Raw genomic sequence first — 14695 nt, 5'->3', positions numbered from 1 at the left:
ACGGCGCGCGTTAGTCCCGGGCCGATCTCAGGCCGGGCTCATCAGCGCCGGCAACAGCGCGCCCGACACATGCTGCACGACATTGACGCCCTTGGCATGCACGATCGGCTGCGCATACTGGATCAGCGGCAGCACATAGGCCTGCTCGGCGATGTATTTGTCGACGGCCTTCCAGCCGGCGATGCGCTTGGCCTCGTCCTTCTCGCCCCATAGCGGGTTGATCATGTCGATCAAGTCCTGGCTGTCCCACACCGAATGCGGGCTCGGGCCATACATGGCAAAGCCGGTCGAAGTGGTGGGGTCGCCGATGGCGTTGCCCCAATTGTAGAAGGCTGCCGGCGCCAGCTTGTCGGCGGCGCGCAGCTCGTAGTGCTTGGCGATTTCGTAGACCTCGATCGTCGCCTCGATGCCGACCTTGCGCCACATGCCGACGATCGCCTGGATCATCTCGTAATCCTTGGGCTTGAAGCCCTTGGTCGTCTGGATCGTGAACTTGACCGGCTTTTCCGGCGAATAGCCGGATGCGGCCAGCAATTCCTTGGCCTTTTCCGGATTGTGCTCGACCTTGATCGACGGATCGTAGGCGGCGTATTCCGGCGTCTCCAGCGTATCGATGGGCTGTCCGTAGCCGCGCAGCAGCCGGTCGACCAGCAGCTTCTTGTCGACCGCCATCACCGCCGCCTGGCGGATATTCTTGTCCAGCATCACGTCGATGTCGTTGAAAAAGATCATGCCGATGTCGGAAACGTTCTTGCACGAGCCGGCAAGCCCGTCCTTGGCGATCAGGCGGTCATATTCCTCATAGGGGATTTCGAGCGTAACCTGCGAGGAACCGGACTCGATCTCGGCGACGCGGCTCGCCGCATCGGTGACGAACTTGATGGTCACGTTTTCGAAGGCCGGCTTGCTGCCCCAGTAGTTCGGGTTGGCCTTGAGACGCAGGAAGGCGTTGCGCTCGAATTTGTCGACCATATAGGGCCCGGTGCCGATCGGAGCTTTCTCGAAGCCTTCGGCGCCGACCTTTTCGTAATAGGCCTTCGGCATGATGTAGCCGGTCAGGAACGACATCCATTTGAAATACACTGGGTCGAATTGCACGACATCGCCGGTGATCTTGTTGCCGTCGATCTTGAAATTGTTGACGTTCTTCCAGACGAACTGGATCGGGTTGCCGGTCTTTTCATCGCCCGCCCGCTGCAGCGACCAGACCACGTCTTCGGCCGTAAATGGCGAGCCGTCATGCCAGGTGACGCCCTCGCGCACCGTCATCGTGATCTTGCTGCGATCTTCGTTCCAGCCCCATTCGGTGAGCAGGCCGGGCGCGAAGGAAAGGTCCGGCTTCTGCGGGATGAACTGGTCGAACACCGATTGGTAAAGGCCCTGGATGGTCGGGTTGACTGCCGAAGGTCCGGTGGTCGGGTCCCAGGACGGCAGGTTGACATTGTAGGCGATGGTCAGTTCGCCGGCAGCCTTGGCGATTTGCGGCAGGCCGAGCGCCGTAGCGCCAAGCGCGGCCGCGCCATATCCGAGCAATTCTCGTCTGTTGATTGTCATGGTCGTTCCCCTGTTGCTTTTATGCGCGGTGTCGTTGTCAATCGGTGGGTTCAGGCTCCTTGGGCAACCGCGCCTTGTCCTCCTTCACCCGAGTTGAAAATTACGGCTTTACCTCCCGCCAAGTTGTTGTGCGAGCATGAAGCCCGAGCCCGCACCAGTGCCGGCGCCCGGCCATGTTGCCGCCCCGGTCAGATGCAGATTGCCGACCGGCGTGTTCCAGCCGGCGTAGCCGCGCGCCGGCCGGAACAGGAAATTCTGCGCCAGATGATGGCTGCCGCAGATCTGGTCGCCGCCGACAAGGTTGGGGTTCTCGCGTTCGAGGTCGATGGGCGAGAACACGGCGCGGCCGAGGATCTTCCGGCGAAGGCCGGGCGCATAGCGCTCGATAATGTCGAGGACGCGCTCGGCGTAGTGCTCCCTAGCCTCGTCCCAGTGAGCCGCCGCGATCGTGCCCGCCGCATCGCTCACAATCTCGGCCGGCAGCATGCGCACCTGCACCCACAGCACATGCTTGCCGTCCGGCGCACGCGAGGGATCGACCGCGGTCGGCTGACCGACGACCAGCACCGGTTCATCCGGCAGCATGCCGGACATCGCCTGCTGATAGGTTTGCGACATGGCATCAAGCGACGGCGACAGATGCACATAGGCGAACTGCCGAAGCTCGGCGCCGGCGCGCCAGTCCGGCAGATCGTCGAGCGCCAGATGGATCATCATCGTCCCCGGCGCATGGCGAAAGTTTTTCATGGCCGTGTCGAAAACGGCGTCGCCCGAACCGTCAGGCAACAGCTTCCCAGTCAGCGCCTTGGGCGCGACACTGGCGATGACGGCCCTGGTGGCGGTGTGGATCTCGCCGGAAGCGAGCCGCACGCCGGTCGCCTTGCCGGCGGACACCGTGATTTCGGCGACGTCAGCCCCAGTGACGATCTTGCCGCCGGCCGCCGTGAGCATGCCCGACAAAGCGCGGATGATGGTGTCGGCGCCGCGCTTGCCGAGCACCATGCCGAAGCACTGGTTGGCCATGGATTCGAGGTAAGGAAACACCGCGCCGCCGGCGATGTCGGGGGCGAAGTCGAGATGCATGCCCCAGGTGGCGAGCGTCGCCCTGACATGCGGCGACTGGAAAGTCTCCTCGAGCCACGCGCGGGGTGAGGAAAGCAGCAGCCGCCCGGTATCGAGCGCGCCGGCAAAACCCTTCTTGCGCCACAGGTTCCAGGCAGTGCCGGCGAGCGCTCGACCGCTCATCGGCGAGCCCAGCAGCCGGAACAGATGCTCGGCCTCGGCCGGGAATGCCGCAACCAAGCGGCGCCATGTGGCGACGTCGATTGCGGAGAAGGCGGCCATTCGTGCAGCGGTCGTTTCCAGATCGCTGCTGACACCGAACCAGCGGCCGTCGGGGAACGCACTGGCAAAACAGTCGGCCACCGGCACGAATTCCAGCCCGTGGGTTTTCAATTCATTTGCATATTTCTTGTGAAAGGCCGAGCCGGCAAAAAGGCTCAGATTCATCGCGCCGAAATCGTGCCGGAAACCCGGCAGCGTGAATTCACGCGTCTGGACGGCGCCGCCAATCGTTGCATCGCGCTCGAAAACGGCAGTTTTCCAGCCTTTGAGCGCCAGATGCGCGGCGCATGCCAGACTGTTGTGGCCTGCCCCGACAAATATGGCGTCGAACTCGCTCACATCCCACCCAACCCATTTCCTTTATGCTTAAAGATAATTGCAGATGCATATGTTTTCGTCTAGTAGGATATTAAGGGCCGCAACGAGCCTTCAGAGCCATCCAAGAAGAGGGAACACAGACCATGGATACGCAACAACTCCTCGGCGAAGTCGCCGGCCAGCTTCTTTCAGGCGCCATCCAGGTGGTCGACCTGACGGCGCCGCTCGGGCCGGACACACCGCTGATCAAGCTGCCGCCGGAACTGGCGGTAGACACGCCGAAGATCGAGATCCACGCCATCTCCGCCTATGACAGGAACGGACCTTGGTGGGCGTGGAACTGGCTCAAACTCGGCGAGCATTCAGGCACGCATTTTGATGCGCCCAATCACTGGATCACCGGTAAGGATTATCCGGACGGCGCCACCGACACCATTCCGGCGCAGAATTTTGTCGGACCCGTCAATGTCATCGACTGTTCGAAGGAAGCGGCCGCCGATCACGATTTCCTGCTCGCCGTCGATCACATCAAGGCATGGGAAGCCGAACATGGCGTTATCAACGCGGGCGAGTGGGTGGTGATGCGCACCGACTGGTATAAGCGCAACGGCTCGGAAGCCGAGTTCCTCAACGCCAATGAGACCGGTCCTCACACGCCCGGCCCGACCGCGGAAGCCATCCAGTATCTGATCGGCAAGGACATCAAGGGCTGGGGCAGCGAGACGATCGGCACCGATGCCGGCAAGGCCGGCGGCATGGAGCCGCCATTCCCGGCGCACAGCCTGATGCACAAGGCCAATCGCTACGGCCTCGCCAGCCTGTGCAACCTCGACCGGCTGCCGCCGAAAGGCGCGATCCTGATCGCCGCACCACTCAAAATCGAGCACGGCACCGGCAGCCCGATCCGCGCGTTGGCGTTGGTGCCAAGGCAATAGGGTAGCTGCGGTCTTCGGGAGAAGATCATGTGCGCAGGCAGCGTTGTAGTGACGAATTGGGAGCGGCAGCCTTGCAAAGCTGGGGCTCTACGGCGCCCCCCTCTGTCCTGCCGGACATCTCCCCCACTTGGGGGGAGATTGGCAGTTTCGGCGCCCCGCTCATTCCTGCGACGTTGGAGAGTGGCGAAGGCCGCGGTGACAGCCGATCTCCCCCAAGTGGGGGAGATGTCCGGCAGGACAGAGGGGGGCGCGAAGGAACGCCAACCCGCGCAAATGAATTCCACCTTCCGCTCACCGGGAGCACGCATCGATGAGCGCTCCTGATCACATCATCGTCGGCAGCGGCATCAACGCGCTGGTCTGCGCCGCGATGCTTGGCGGCAAGGGGGCGAAGGTGCTGGTGCTCGAGCGCAACGACCGCATCGGCGGCTGCATGCGCACAGAAGAAATCACCGCGCCCGGCTTCATCCACGACGTGATGGCGACGACCTTCGTTCTGTTCATCACCTCGCCGGCCTATGCGGCGCTGGGCAAGGATCTGGCGCGGCACGGGCTGGAGTTCTGCAACACCTCCACGCCGACCGGCGTGCTGCGTCCGGATGGCAGCCATGCCATCCTGCGCACCGATCGCGCCGCCAATGTCGCGGCGGCCAATGCGCTTGCCGCGGGCGACGGCGACCGGCACGGCAGCGATGTCGGCGAGATCGAGCGCAATGCCGGCCTCCTGTTCGGGCTGCTCGGCGGCAGCCTGTGGTCTTACCCGACGGCAAAGCTGCTGGCGGGCGAGGCATGGCGGCGCGGCCCGCGTGGCCTTGCCGCCTTTGTCGGCGACGCGCTGGTGCCGGCGCGCGGCTGGCTGGAAAGCGCCTACCAGTCGGAAACCATGCGCGCGCTGTGGGCGCCCTGGGTGCTGCATGCCGGCCTCGGGCCCGAAGATGCGTTTTCGGGACAGATCGCCAAGGTCATCGCCTTCGCGCTTGAGGCGGCCGGCGCGCCGATCGTCAAGGGCGGTGCCAGGAACCTGCTGTCCGCCTTCGAAGCCCTGATCAGGGAACGTGGCGGCGAAATCCGCACCGGCGCCGACGTCGCGGCCATCGTCCAGAGCGGAGGCCGTGCAACCGGCGTGCGGCTGGCTTCCGGCGAGATCGTGACCGCCAAGAAGAGCGTGATCTGCTCGGTCACGCCGACCCAGCTTTACGACCGGCTGCTCGGCAGGGATGCTGCAAAGGACGACGCCGAAGCAGCGCAAAAATACCGCTACGGCAAGGGCAATTTCCAGATCCACTATGCCTTGGACAGACCGCCGGCATGGCGCGGCGAGGGCCTGGACAAGGTCGCGCTGCTGCATCTGACACCCGGGCTCGACGGCGTGTCGAAGGCCTGCAACGAGGCGGTGCGCGGCATGCTACCGGAGGTGCCGACCATCTGCGTCGGCCAGCCGCATGCGCTCGATCCTTCGCGCTGTCCGGATGGCAAGGCGATCCTGTGGTTGCAACTGCCCGAGGCGCCACGGCATATCAAGGGCGATGCCGCCGGCAAACTGCAGACACCTGCGGACGGCCGCTGGACCGAGGCGCTGCGCGAAACCTATGCCGACCGCGCCGAAGCCATCCTTGCCAGTCATATCGAAGGATTCAAGGAGAGCGTCATCGCACGCCGCGCCTATTCGCCCGCCGATCTGGAAGCGATGAACATCAACTTGGTCGGCGGCGATCCCTATGGCGGCTCCTCGGCTATCGACCAGTCGTTTCTGTGGCGGCCGTTCAAGACGAGCCGCAATCACGATACCGGCGTCAAGGGCCTCTATCATATCGGCGCCTCGACCCATCCGGGGGCTGGCTTGGGTGGCGGCTCCGGCTTCCTCCTGGCGGGGAGGCTGTGATGGAACAGAAGGTTGTGCGCCAGCGCATCTCGACACTGGGCCAAATCGGCCTGCAGCAATTCGCGCCCTATCTGATGAACCGCATCATGGGCCGCTACAATGCCACCTTGCGAGATAATTTCCGCAAGCAGGGCCTGACCATTCCGCAGGTGAGGACGCTGGCCGTGTTGTCGGTCACCGAGGGCGTCACCGTCAACGATCTGTCGGTCTATACTGTCATCGAGCAGTCGACCTTGAGCCGGACGCTCGACACGCTGGAGGGGCAAGGGTTTGTCCGGCGCGAGCAGGGGGTCACCGACAGCCGTATCCGCCACGTGTTCCTGACCGACGATGGCCGCGCCGAATTCGCGCGCGCCTGGCCGGCCATGCATGACGCGTTCGAGGTCATGTTCGACGACATCGACGATGCCGAATACGCGGCGCTGATCGCGACACTGCAGAAGATGCTGAAGAACATTCGCAAGCACGACATCTGATCTTACGCGCCGCCAGATTCCTGGCGGCAACGGAAGGAGCTCAAAATGGCCGAACGATCTTTTGCCAAGGAAGTCGAAAAGCTCAGGCTCGGTGCCGGCGAGGAGTTTTCCGGCGAGGGCATCCTCGCCATCACCAAGGCGCTGCTGCAATGCGGCGTCGGTTATGTCGGCGGCTATCAGGGCGCGCCGATCAGCCATTTGATGGACGTGCTGGCCGACGCGCAGGATATCCTGGGCGAGCTTGGCGTGCATTTCGAGGCAAGCGCCTCGGAAGCCACCGCCACCGCCATGCTGGCGGCATCGGTGCACTATCCGATCCGCGGCGCGGCGACCTTCAAGTCGACGGTCGGCACCAATGTCGCGTCTGACGCGCTGGCCAACCTGGCGTCCGGCGGCGTCACCGGCGGCGCACTGATCATCGTCGGCGAGGATTACGGCGAAGGCTCCTCGATCATGCAGGAACGCAGCCACGCCTTTGCCATGAAAAGCCAGGTCTGGTTGCTCGACCCGCGGCCGAACCTGCCGTCGATCGTCAAGGCGGTAGAGGACGGCTTCGAGCTGTCGGAAATATCCAACACGCCGGTCATGCTGCAGGTCCGTATCCGCTGCTGCCATGTGCACGGCCATTTCATCGCCAAGGACAACAAGCGCCCGGCGATGACGGTGGCCGATGCGCTCGACGCGCCGCGCCGCGACACCGGCCGCATCGTGCTACCGCCCGCGTCCTTCCTGCATGAGAAGGAGAAGGTGCAGAAGCGCTGGCCGGCAGCGGTGGATTTCATCCGCACCAACAAGATCAACGAGTTCTTCGGCCCGGAGCACGGCGCGGTCGGCATCGTCATGCAGGGCGGCATGTACAATTCCGTCATCCGGGCGCTGCAGCGGCTCGGCCTCGCCGACACCTATGGCGACACCGACGTGCCGCTCTATGTGCTGAACGCCGTCTACCCGCTGGTCGATGACGAGTTCCTGTCCTTCTGCGAAGGCAAGGACGCCGTCCTCGTCGTCGAGGAAGGCCAGCCCAATTACATCGAGCAAGCCTTTGCCGCGATGCTGCACAAGGCCGGGCGCGGCACCAAGCTCGTCGGCAAGGAACATCTGCCGATGGCCGGCGAATACACCGGCCAGGTGATGCTCGATGGCATCGGATCATTCCTGCGCGCCACCATCCCGCATCTGCTGCCAAGCGAGGTCCGCGCGCCGAACAAGATCGGCGACGGGCTCGACACCGCCGACCTGATCAACGTCGTCCCGGGCCGCCCGCCCGGCTTCTGCGTCGGCTGCCCGGAGCGGCCGATCTTCGCCGCCACCAAGCTGGTCGAACAGGAGTTGGGCAAGCACCACATCGCCTCCGACATTGGCTGTCATCTGTTTTCGATCATGCCGCCCTTCGAGCTCGGCGCCACCACCATGGGCTACGGATTGGGGCCGGCCTCGGCCTCGGCGTTCAATTCGCCCGATGCCAGGCGCCGCTCGATCTCCTTCGTCGGCGATGGCGGCTTCTGGCATAACGGCCTGACCTCATCGATCGGCAATGCGGTGTTCAACAAGAATGACGGCGTCATCGTCATCGTCGACAATTTCTATTCGGCCGCGACCGGAGGACAGGACATCCTGTCGTCCCGCGCCGGCAACAAGACGAAGTCGACCAAGCATCCGATCACCGAGGCGGTGAAGGGGATGGGCGTCAAATGGCTGCGCCACATCGACCGCACCTACGACGTAACCAAGATGCAAGACGCGCTGCGCGAAGCGCTGACGACGGACGAAAAGGGCCCAAAAGTCATCGTCGCCTCGTCCGAATGCATGCTCAACCGGCAGCGCCGCGAAAAGCCTCTGGTCGACAAGGCGATCAAGGGCGGTAAGCGGACGGTCAAGCCGAAATTCGGCGTCGACGAGGATATCTGCACTGGCGATCACGCCTGTATGCGGCTTTCCGGCTGCCCGTCGCTATCGGTGAAGTCGCTGGACGACCCGCTGCGCGACGATCCGGTGGCGCATATCGACGAGAGCTGCGTCGGCTGTGGCAATTGCGGCGAGGTTGCCGACGCGGCGGTGCTCTGCCCGTCCTTTTACCGCGCCGACGTGGTGCACAATCCGAGCCGCCGGGACCGTTTCCTGGAAGCGGCGCGCCGCGCCATGATCGGCCTCTTGCAGCGGCGCCGTGAAAGCCGGCGCCTGACATTCGCCGATGCTTGACGCTGTCCCATCAGCCCGTTCCAAGGCCGGCGCGCCGGACGACGAGCGCGTCATCAAGCTTGCCGTGCTGGCGGTCGGCGGCCAGGGCGGCGGCGTGCTGGCCGACTGGATCACCGACGTTGCCGAGCGCAACGGCTATGTCGCGCAATCGACCTCGGTCGCCGGCGTCGCCCAGCGCACCGGCGCCACCATCTATTACGTCGAGATGTGCCGCGACAGCGGCCGGCTGCCGGTCTTCGCGCTGTCGCCGTCGCAGGGCGACGTCGATATATTGATCGCCGCCGAACTGATGGAGGCCGGCCGCGCCATCATCCGCGGCTTCGTCACGCCGGAGCGCACGACACTGATCGCCTCGTCGCACCGCATCGCAGCTGTCTCGGAAAAGATCGAGCCTGGCGACGGCCGCGCCTCGTCCGCCAAGGTGCATGCCACGGCGGAAGCCGCGGCCAAGCGCTTCATAGCCTTCGACATGGAGAAGATCGCCGCCGACAACGGCTCGATGATCTCGGCCAGCCTGCTCGGCGCGCTGGCCGGCTCCGATGCCTTGCCGTTCACACGCGAGAGCTACGAGCAGGCGGTCAGTGCCGGCGGCCGCGGTGTGAAGGCCAGCCTCGCCGCCTTCGGCGCCGCCTACGATCGGGCGCGCGGCATCGCGAGTGCGCCTTCGGGCGACAAGACTGAACAGCCGGCGGCCGCTGAAACCGGCTCGGGCGCGGCGACAGAAGTCAGCGGCCCGGAAAGGCTGTTGAAGGGCTGGCAACAATTGGCGGCGCGCGTCGCTGCGCTGCCTGTGCCACTGCACGACATGGCGCTTCGCGGTCTGAAAAAGGTTGTCGACTATCAGGACATCGCCTATGGCGGCGAGTATCTCGACCGGCTAGACCGGGCCGTCGTCCTGGACAATGCCGAACATGACTACGCGCTGTCGATCGCCGCGGCAAAGCATTTGGCCAATGCGATGTGCTACGACGACATGATCCGCGTCGCCGACCTGAAGACGCGCTCGAGCCGCGACCGACGCGTACGCCGCGAGGTCGGCGTCAAGGACGGCTCGGTCCTGCAGGTGACCGAATATTTCCATCCGCGCATCGAGGAATTCTGCGGCACGCTGCCGGCCGGGCTCGGCAGCTATATCGAAAGCCGGCCGAAGCTCGCCGCATTCCTCGACCGCCGCATCAACCGCGGCCGCCACATCCGCACCGACAGTTTTGCCGGCTTTGCCGCATTGTGGTTCATCGGCGGCCTGCGCCGCTGGCGCCGCCGCCTGCTGCGCCACAAGGTCGAGACCGCCCATCTCGAGCGCTGGTATGCGCTGGCGCTCGGCCAAGTCGGCCAGGACTACGCGCTTGGCACGGAGATCCTCAACTGCCGCCGGCTGATCAAAGGCTACAGCGATACCCATGCCCGCGCGCAGTCGAAGTTCGACCGCGTGCTGTCGGCGCTCGACGTGGTCAAGGGCCGCCCGGACGCCGCCGACTGGATCAGGCGCCTGCGCGAAGCCGCGCTGAAGGACGAGAAGGGCGACATGCTTGACGGCGCGCTGAAAACCGTGGCGTCGCTGGGTGACACCTCGCCGAGCTGAGGCGCTCGTTCAACCCCGGCTGCAACTCAGTCTGTTGCCCATGTCGCCTTCGACGCGGCAGTCTGCAGGGCAATTCTGAGGCCAATGATCTCGGCGATCGCAGCCTCCAGCACCAGGACGATCGTTTCCTTTGCCACATCATCGAAATTTTCGGCGACATAGCTCAGGTCGCTTAGGACATCGTCTTCCTCTTCCATGATTTTCACCCCCTGTTGAACGTCAGGCCGGAACGGCCGACGATGAGATAGGCTTTGGGCTGGATCGATGGAACGCGTTTCTTTCACGCTATCATCACGGACGTGAGGCTATCCAGCCCGCTTCGCTAGGTCTTGTCGCCGCCTTGGTTGTCTGCCTGTTTTGTAGTCTTCATGCCTATGGCAGCAGCAAACATATCGGCTCCGGGACAAAATAACGCCCGCTTCCCAGGGGTGATTTGCCAAATCGCCGCGGTCATGTGAGGTCATGTGAAATGAGCGTGTTGCACTCATTGCCTACTGTTGTACCTTCAATATTCTGGAGGCGCGGGTTTGATGCTGCTTGAGCGAGAGGACCCACTTGGAGCTTTGTTGGCCGCGGCCGAGAGAGCTGCTGCCGGACATGGTGGGACCGTGCTGGTGCATGGCGAGGCGGGCCTAGGCAAGACCTCTCTGCTGCGCGAATTCGCGGAAAACGCCGACCGGGACTGCCGGGTGCTGTGGGGCTGGTGCGAGGCGCTCTTCACGCCGCGTCCATTGGGCCCTCTCCAGGACATGGCGCACTTGCTCGACCCGCGCGTGGCAGCGCTGCTTGAGGAGACCGCAGCCCCGGAGCGGCTTTTCCCGGCATTGCTGAACGCGCTGCAGCGCGCCAAGGGCACGACCGTGCTCATCTTCGAGGACATGCATTGGGCGGATAATGCGACGCTCGACCTCGTAAGATATCTCGGTCGCCGCGTCTCCCTGCTCCGCACCATGCTGGTGCTCAGCATGCGCAGAGAGGACTTGAACGCCGATCACCCGCTGACCCACGTGCTCGGCGATCTTCCCGCCGCCTCCGTACGCCGCGTGACGCTTAAACCGCTGTCTCCCCAGGCGGTTACGATGCTGGCCGAACAGGCCGGCCGTTCCGCCGACGGGCTTTACCGCATTACTGAGGGCAATCCCTTCTTCGTTACCGAGCTCCTGTCCAGCAGCGAGACCGAATCGGCGCGCGTGCCCGATTCCATACGCGACGCGGTGTGGTCCCGCCTGTCGCGCCTGACGCCTGGAGAGCGCGACGTGCTGGAGGTCATGAGCATCATGCCGGGCAGCGTTGAGCCGTGGCTGATCCGGGCCCTTCTCGGGGACGAGACCGAAGCGCTGGTGGATCGATGCGTCGACCGTGGATTGCTGCGGCGGGACGATCAGGGCGCGCTGACATTTCGCCACGAGCTTGCCAGGGAGGCGACGCTCGACCGGCTCTCCCTCTCTCTGCAACGCTCGCTCCATTCCAAGGTCGAAGCGGCACTCTCTGAAGTTCCGGCGTCGCAGGCAAGCGCTCTGCTTTCGCGCCGCGTCCATCACGCCGGCGGCGCCGACAATGGCGAACGCGTGCTCGAACTCGCGCCGCTCGCCGCCCGGCAGGCCGCCCGCCTGGGCGCGCACCGGGAGGCGGCCTCGCATCTGGCGACCGCACTCAGATATGTCGACCAAGCCCCGCCGGAACTGGCCGCGCAGTTGCACGAGGACTGGGCCTACGAGGCCGGCCTGGCACTGCTTGTCTATGATGCCATCATCGAGGCCCGGCATCGCGCCATCGCCATCTGGCGGCAGCTGGACCGGGTCGACAAGATAGGGCTCAATTTGCGCTGGCTGTCGCGGCTGCACTGGCGGCGCGGCGAAGGCCCGCAGGCGGAAGAGTATGCGGACCAGGCCGTGCATGAAGTGGAAAGGCTGCCGCCGGGTCCCGAAGTGGCAATGGCCTACAGCACACGCTCGCAGCTCCACATGCTGCACTATCGTTTCGACGAGGCGATCGAATGGGGCGAGCGCGCGATCAGCCTGGCCGATCGGCTGGGTGAGGTCGAGACGCGCGTTCACGCCCTCAACAATGTCGGCACCGCGCTCATGTTCGCCGACCGTCCCGGCGGCCGTGAGCGGCTGGAGGAAAGCCTTGCCCTGGCGCTCGAGCACGGGCTCCACGACCATGCGGCGCGGGCCTATACGAACTTTGCGGAATGCGCGGTGGTGGCCAAGGACTTCGAGCTGGCGGAGCGGCTGCTGGCCGAAGGCATCGCATTCTGCACCAGGCACGACCTCGATTCGGCGGCGCAATACCTGCTCGGCCGGCAGGCGCAGCTTTGCATGGAACAGGGCCGGTTTCGCGAGGCCGCAACCATCGCTCAGGGCGTCATGAATGTGGAGCGCCTGCCGATGGTGATGCACTTGCCGGCGCTCACCGTGCTTGGCACGGTCCGCGTAAGGCTGGGCGAGACCGACGGCGTCGACCTTTTGCAGCGGGCCTTTGCGGAGGGGCAGACGACCGGCGAGCCGCAGCGTATCGTCCCGGTTCGCCTGGCGCTGACGGAGGCGGCCTGGCTTGCCGAGGATATCGGCGCCGGCCACGCGCAGCTTACCGAGCTGCGGCCATGAACCTCGACAATTTCCGCCCCAGGGACCTTGGCGAATTGTCGGTCTGGTGGCGTCGATGCGGAATGCCCGGATCGCTGCCGGCGCTATCGGCGCCCATACCGTCGCCCTGGTCCGCCGAGCTTGTCGGCGACCCGCAGGCCGCCGCGGCGGAGTGGACGCGTTTCTCGCTGCCCTACGAGGCAGCACTTGCCCTCATGCAGGTTCGTGGGGCGGATGCCGGAACGGCGCTCGCTCGCGCCGTGGCGATGCTGGACGAGATCGACGCGCCCGCGGCCGCAGCGCTGGCGCGCAAGCTCGCGCAGCGTCAGGGCCTGTCAGGCCTGCTGCCGAAGGTGCAGCGCGGACCCTATGCGGCGGCCCGTCGCCATCCGCTCGGCCTGACACAGCACGAGCAGAAGGTGCTCGCCCTGATCGCCCAGGGCATCAGCAACAAGGAAGTCGCGCGACATTTGTCGCGCTCGCCCCGCACGATCGAGCATCACGTCTCCTCGCTGCTCGGCAAGCTCAACGCCGCAAACCGTATGGAAATCCTCCTGCGGCTGCGCGGCGAGCCGTGGCTCCTGACGGGCACCCATCCGTTGGAACCGCACCAGACGGGACCATGATTCCAGCTGATTCTGTCGGGATGGAACAGGCTCTGGGTAGTTCCCGCAGCGAAATCTCCGCGAAAACTGGGAAATCGACCGCCTAAAAATGGGTGGCGGTACCGATTTGCATGCCCGCCGCTCCGCGTAGGCTTCTGCTCGCAGCGTGGATGGACCTCCCAACACCACGACGCCTTCACGATCCGGGGGAGAAGGCGGGCAACGGCGGCGGTGCGGGGAACCGCCGCCGGCGTCCGGCGGCTGGGGCGCGACGGAATTCCTCGCCGCTCTGTGATCGACGCCACAAACGGGAGGCTGCAATGTCAAATTCGCTTCTGCCGTCGACGGCCATGCTGCAATTCCTGGCGGCATATACGGTGATCATGATCACGCCAGGCCCGATCGGGCTCGCGACCGGCAGCCTTGCCTCCCTACACGGCTTTGGCAGGACGGTTCCGCTCGTGGCCGGGATCGGCGCCGGAACCGCCGTGCTGGCGGTCCTGGTGGCATTGGGCGCCGTTCATCTTTCCGGGTCGCTGTCGGTGCCGGCGGTCAAGATCGCTGGTGCGGCGGTCCTTGGCTGGATGGCCCTGCGCATCGCCAGAACGGCGCCGCCGGCCGTCGGCGACGAGCCTCAGAGACGACAGGCCGGATTGTTTGCCGGCGGGTTTCTCATCAGCATTCTCTCGCCTGAAACCGCCACTTTCTTTGCCGTCGCCTTCATGGGGCTGATGCTGCCGATCCGGAATTCGAACGAGATGCTGATGGTCGCGGCCATCGTCGCCATCATCGACATTGGCTGGTACGGATTTCTGGCCGTCGCCCTTTCGCGTCCGGTCGTGCGCGCTGCCGCGATGCGGCATCATCGGGTCATCTGCCGGGCGGCGGGGGTCGTGCTGGCAATGCTCGCCCTCGTCTCGGCGGCGTCGGCCTTTCCACTCGGCTGAGCGCTGGTTGAAGGAGGCGCGCGGGTAAATCGTTTGGTGCCGCTTAGGTGACTCGAACACCTGACCCCATCATTACGAATGATGTGCTCTACCAACTGAGCTAAAGCGGCCCGGGAAGCCGTGCTTCCAAGATCGGCTGGGTGATAGACGCAACCAGCGTTTAATTCAAGATGGTAGCGTTGAATTCAAGATGGCAGCAGCGAATTCAAGGACGAGGCTTGGCAATTCGTATCGGTCCGAGGCCGGGCGCAAGGGCAGCAGCCGC

Annotated in this window: 11 protein-coding genes and 1 tRNA gene; 8 read left to right on the top strand and 4 right to left on the bottom strand. The window is 64.8% G+C overall.

Features of this window, described 5'->3' with window-relative positions; genetic code table 11:
* Positions 1-27: 27 nt before the first annotated feature.
* Entirely contained in the window at positions 28-1554 is a 1527-nt protein-coding gene (locus NKH89_RS09190; RefSeq protein ID WP_352483280.1) for an ABC transporter substrate-binding protein, read from the bottom strand.
* Positions 1555-1662: 108 nt separating this feature from the next.
* Positions 1663-3237, bottom strand: a complete 1575-nt coding sequence (locus NKH89_RS09185; protein ID WP_352483279.1) for a phytoene desaturase family protein — start codon at positions 3235-3237, stop codon at positions 1663-1665.
* Between the two features lie 122 nt (positions 3238-3359).
* Here NKH89_RS09185 and NKH89_RS09180 point away from each other — a divergent pair, with 122 nt between their 5' ends.
* The 5 genes from NKH89_RS09180 to NKH89_RS09160 all read left to right on the top strand — a co-directional run bounded on the left by NKH89_RS09180 (position 3360) and on the right by NKH89_RS09160 (position 10290).
* Complete coding sequence (locus NKH89_RS09180) at positions 3360-4151, top strand: cyclase family protein (RefSeq protein WP_352483278.1); 792 nt, start codon at positions 3360-3362, stop codon at positions 4149-4151.
* A gap of 310 nt (positions 4152-4461) precedes the next feature.
* Positions 4462-6033: a phytoene desaturase family protein gene (locus NKH89_RS09175; protein ID WP_352483277.1), complete on the top strand. Its 1572-nt coding sequence runs from the start codon at positions 4462-4464 to the stop codon at positions 6031-6033.
* Entirely contained in the window at positions 6033-6509 is a 477-nt protein-coding gene (locus NKH89_RS09170) for a MarR family winged helix-turn-helix transcriptional regulator (protein ID WP_352483276.1), read from the top strand. Before NKH89_RS09175 ends, NKH89_RS09170 begins: the two co-directional genes overlap by 1 nt.
* A gap of 45 nt (positions 6510-6554) precedes the next feature.
* Positions 6555-8708 (top strand): thiamine pyrophosphate-dependent enzyme, encoded by a 2154-nt coding sequence (locus tag NKH89_RS09165; protein ID WP_352857850.1) that lies wholly within the window; start codon positions 6555-6557, stop codon positions 8706-8708.
* Positions 8701-10290 (top strand): indolepyruvate oxidoreductase subunit beta family protein, encoded by a 1590-nt coding sequence (locus NKH89_RS09160; RefSeq protein ID WP_352908624.1) that lies wholly within the window; start codon positions 8701-8703, stop codon positions 10288-10290. Before NKH89_RS09165 ends, NKH89_RS09160 begins: the two co-directional genes overlap by 8 nt.
* Before the next feature lie 26 nt (positions 10291-10316).
* Here NKH89_RS09160 and NKH89_RS09155 read toward each other — a convergent pair whose 3' ends face one another.
* Positions 10317-10487: a hypothetical protein gene (locus NKH89_RS09155; RefSeq protein ID WP_023717857.1), complete on the bottom strand. Its 171-nt coding sequence runs from the start codon at positions 10485-10487 to the stop codon at positions 10317-10319.
* Positions 10488-10820: 333 nt separating this feature from the next.
* Here NKH89_RS09155 and NKH89_RS09150 point away from each other — a divergent pair, with 333 nt between their 5' ends.
* The 3 genes from NKH89_RS09150 to NKH89_RS09140 all read left to right on the top strand — a co-directional run bounded on the left by NKH89_RS09150 (position 10821) and on the right by NKH89_RS09140 (position 14430).
* Positions 10821-12899, top strand: coding sequence for an ATP-binding protein (locus NKH89_RS09150; protein ID WP_352908623.1), 2079 nt, complete (start codon positions 10821-10823; stop codon positions 12897-12899).
* Positions 12896-13504: a helix-turn-helix transcriptional regulator gene (locus tag NKH89_RS09145; protein WP_352908622.1), complete on the top strand. Its 609-nt coding sequence runs from the start codon at positions 12896-12898 to the stop codon at positions 13502-13504. Before NKH89_RS09150 ends, NKH89_RS09145 begins: the two co-directional genes overlap by 4 nt.
* A gap of 299 nt (positions 13505-13803) precedes the next feature.
* A complete protein-coding gene (locus NKH89_RS09140; protein ID WP_352483271.1) occupies positions 13804-14430 on the top strand; it encodes a LysE family translocator in 627 nt (208 codons plus the stop codon).
* 34 nt (positions 14431-14464) lie between these two features.
* Here NKH89_RS09140 and NKH89_RS09135 read toward each other — a convergent pair.
* Positions 14465-14540, bottom strand: a tRNA-Thr gene (locus NKH89_RS09135).
* Between the last annotated feature and the right edge of the window lie 155 nt (positions 14541-14695).

This window comes from Mesorhizobium sp. M0923 (assembly GCF_040319365.1).
In the GTDB taxonomy this organism is placed as follows: domain Bacteria; phylum Pseudomonadota; class Alphaproteobacteria; order Rhizobiales; family Rhizobiaceae; genus Mesorhizobium.
This window is presented reverse-complemented; position numbering and strand designations above follow the sequence as displayed.

Excerpts from the sequence above, each read along its gene's own strand:
- NKH89_RS09190 (WP_352483280.1), bottom strand. The coding sequence starts at position 1,554 with ATGACAATCAACAGACGAGAATTGCTCGGATATGGCGCGGCCGCGCTT.
- NKH89_RS09180 (WP_352483278.1), top strand. The coding sequence starts at position 3,360 with ATGGATACGCAACAACTCCTCGGCGAAGTCGCCGGCCAGCTTCTTTCA.
- NKH89_RS09175 (WP_352483277.1), top strand. The coding sequence starts at position 4,462 with ATGAGCGCTCCTGATCACATCATCGTCGGCAGCGGCATCAACGCGCTG.
- NKH89_RS09170 (WP_352483276.1), top strand. The coding sequence starts at position 6,033 with ATGGAACAGAAGGTTGTGCGCCAGCGCATCTCGACACTGGGCCAAATC.
- NKH89_RS09165 (WP_352857850.1), top strand. The coding sequence starts at position 6,555 with ATGGCCGAACGATCTTTTGCCAAGGAAGTCGAAAAGCTCAGGCTCGGT.
- NKH89_RS09160 (WP_352908624.1), top strand. The coding sequence starts at position 8,701 with ATGCTTGACGCTGTCCCATCAGCCCGTTCCAAGGCCGGCGCGCCGGAC.
- NKH89_RS09155 (WP_023717857.1), bottom strand. The coding sequence starts at position 10,487 with ATGGAAGAGGAAGACGATGTCCTAAGCGACCTGAGCTATGTCGCCGAA.
- NKH89_RS09150 (WP_352908623.1), top strand. The coding sequence starts at position 10,821 with ATGCTGCTTGAGCGAGAGGACCCACTTGGAGCTTTGTTGGCCGCGGCC.
- NKH89_RS09145 (WP_352908622.1), top strand. The coding sequence starts at position 12,896 with ATGAACCTCGACAATTTCCGCCCCAGGGACCTTGGCGAATTGTCGGTC.
- NKH89_RS09140 (WP_352483271.1), top strand. The coding sequence starts at position 13,804 with ATGTCAAATTCGCTTCTGCCGTCGACGGCCATGCTGCAATTCCTGGCG.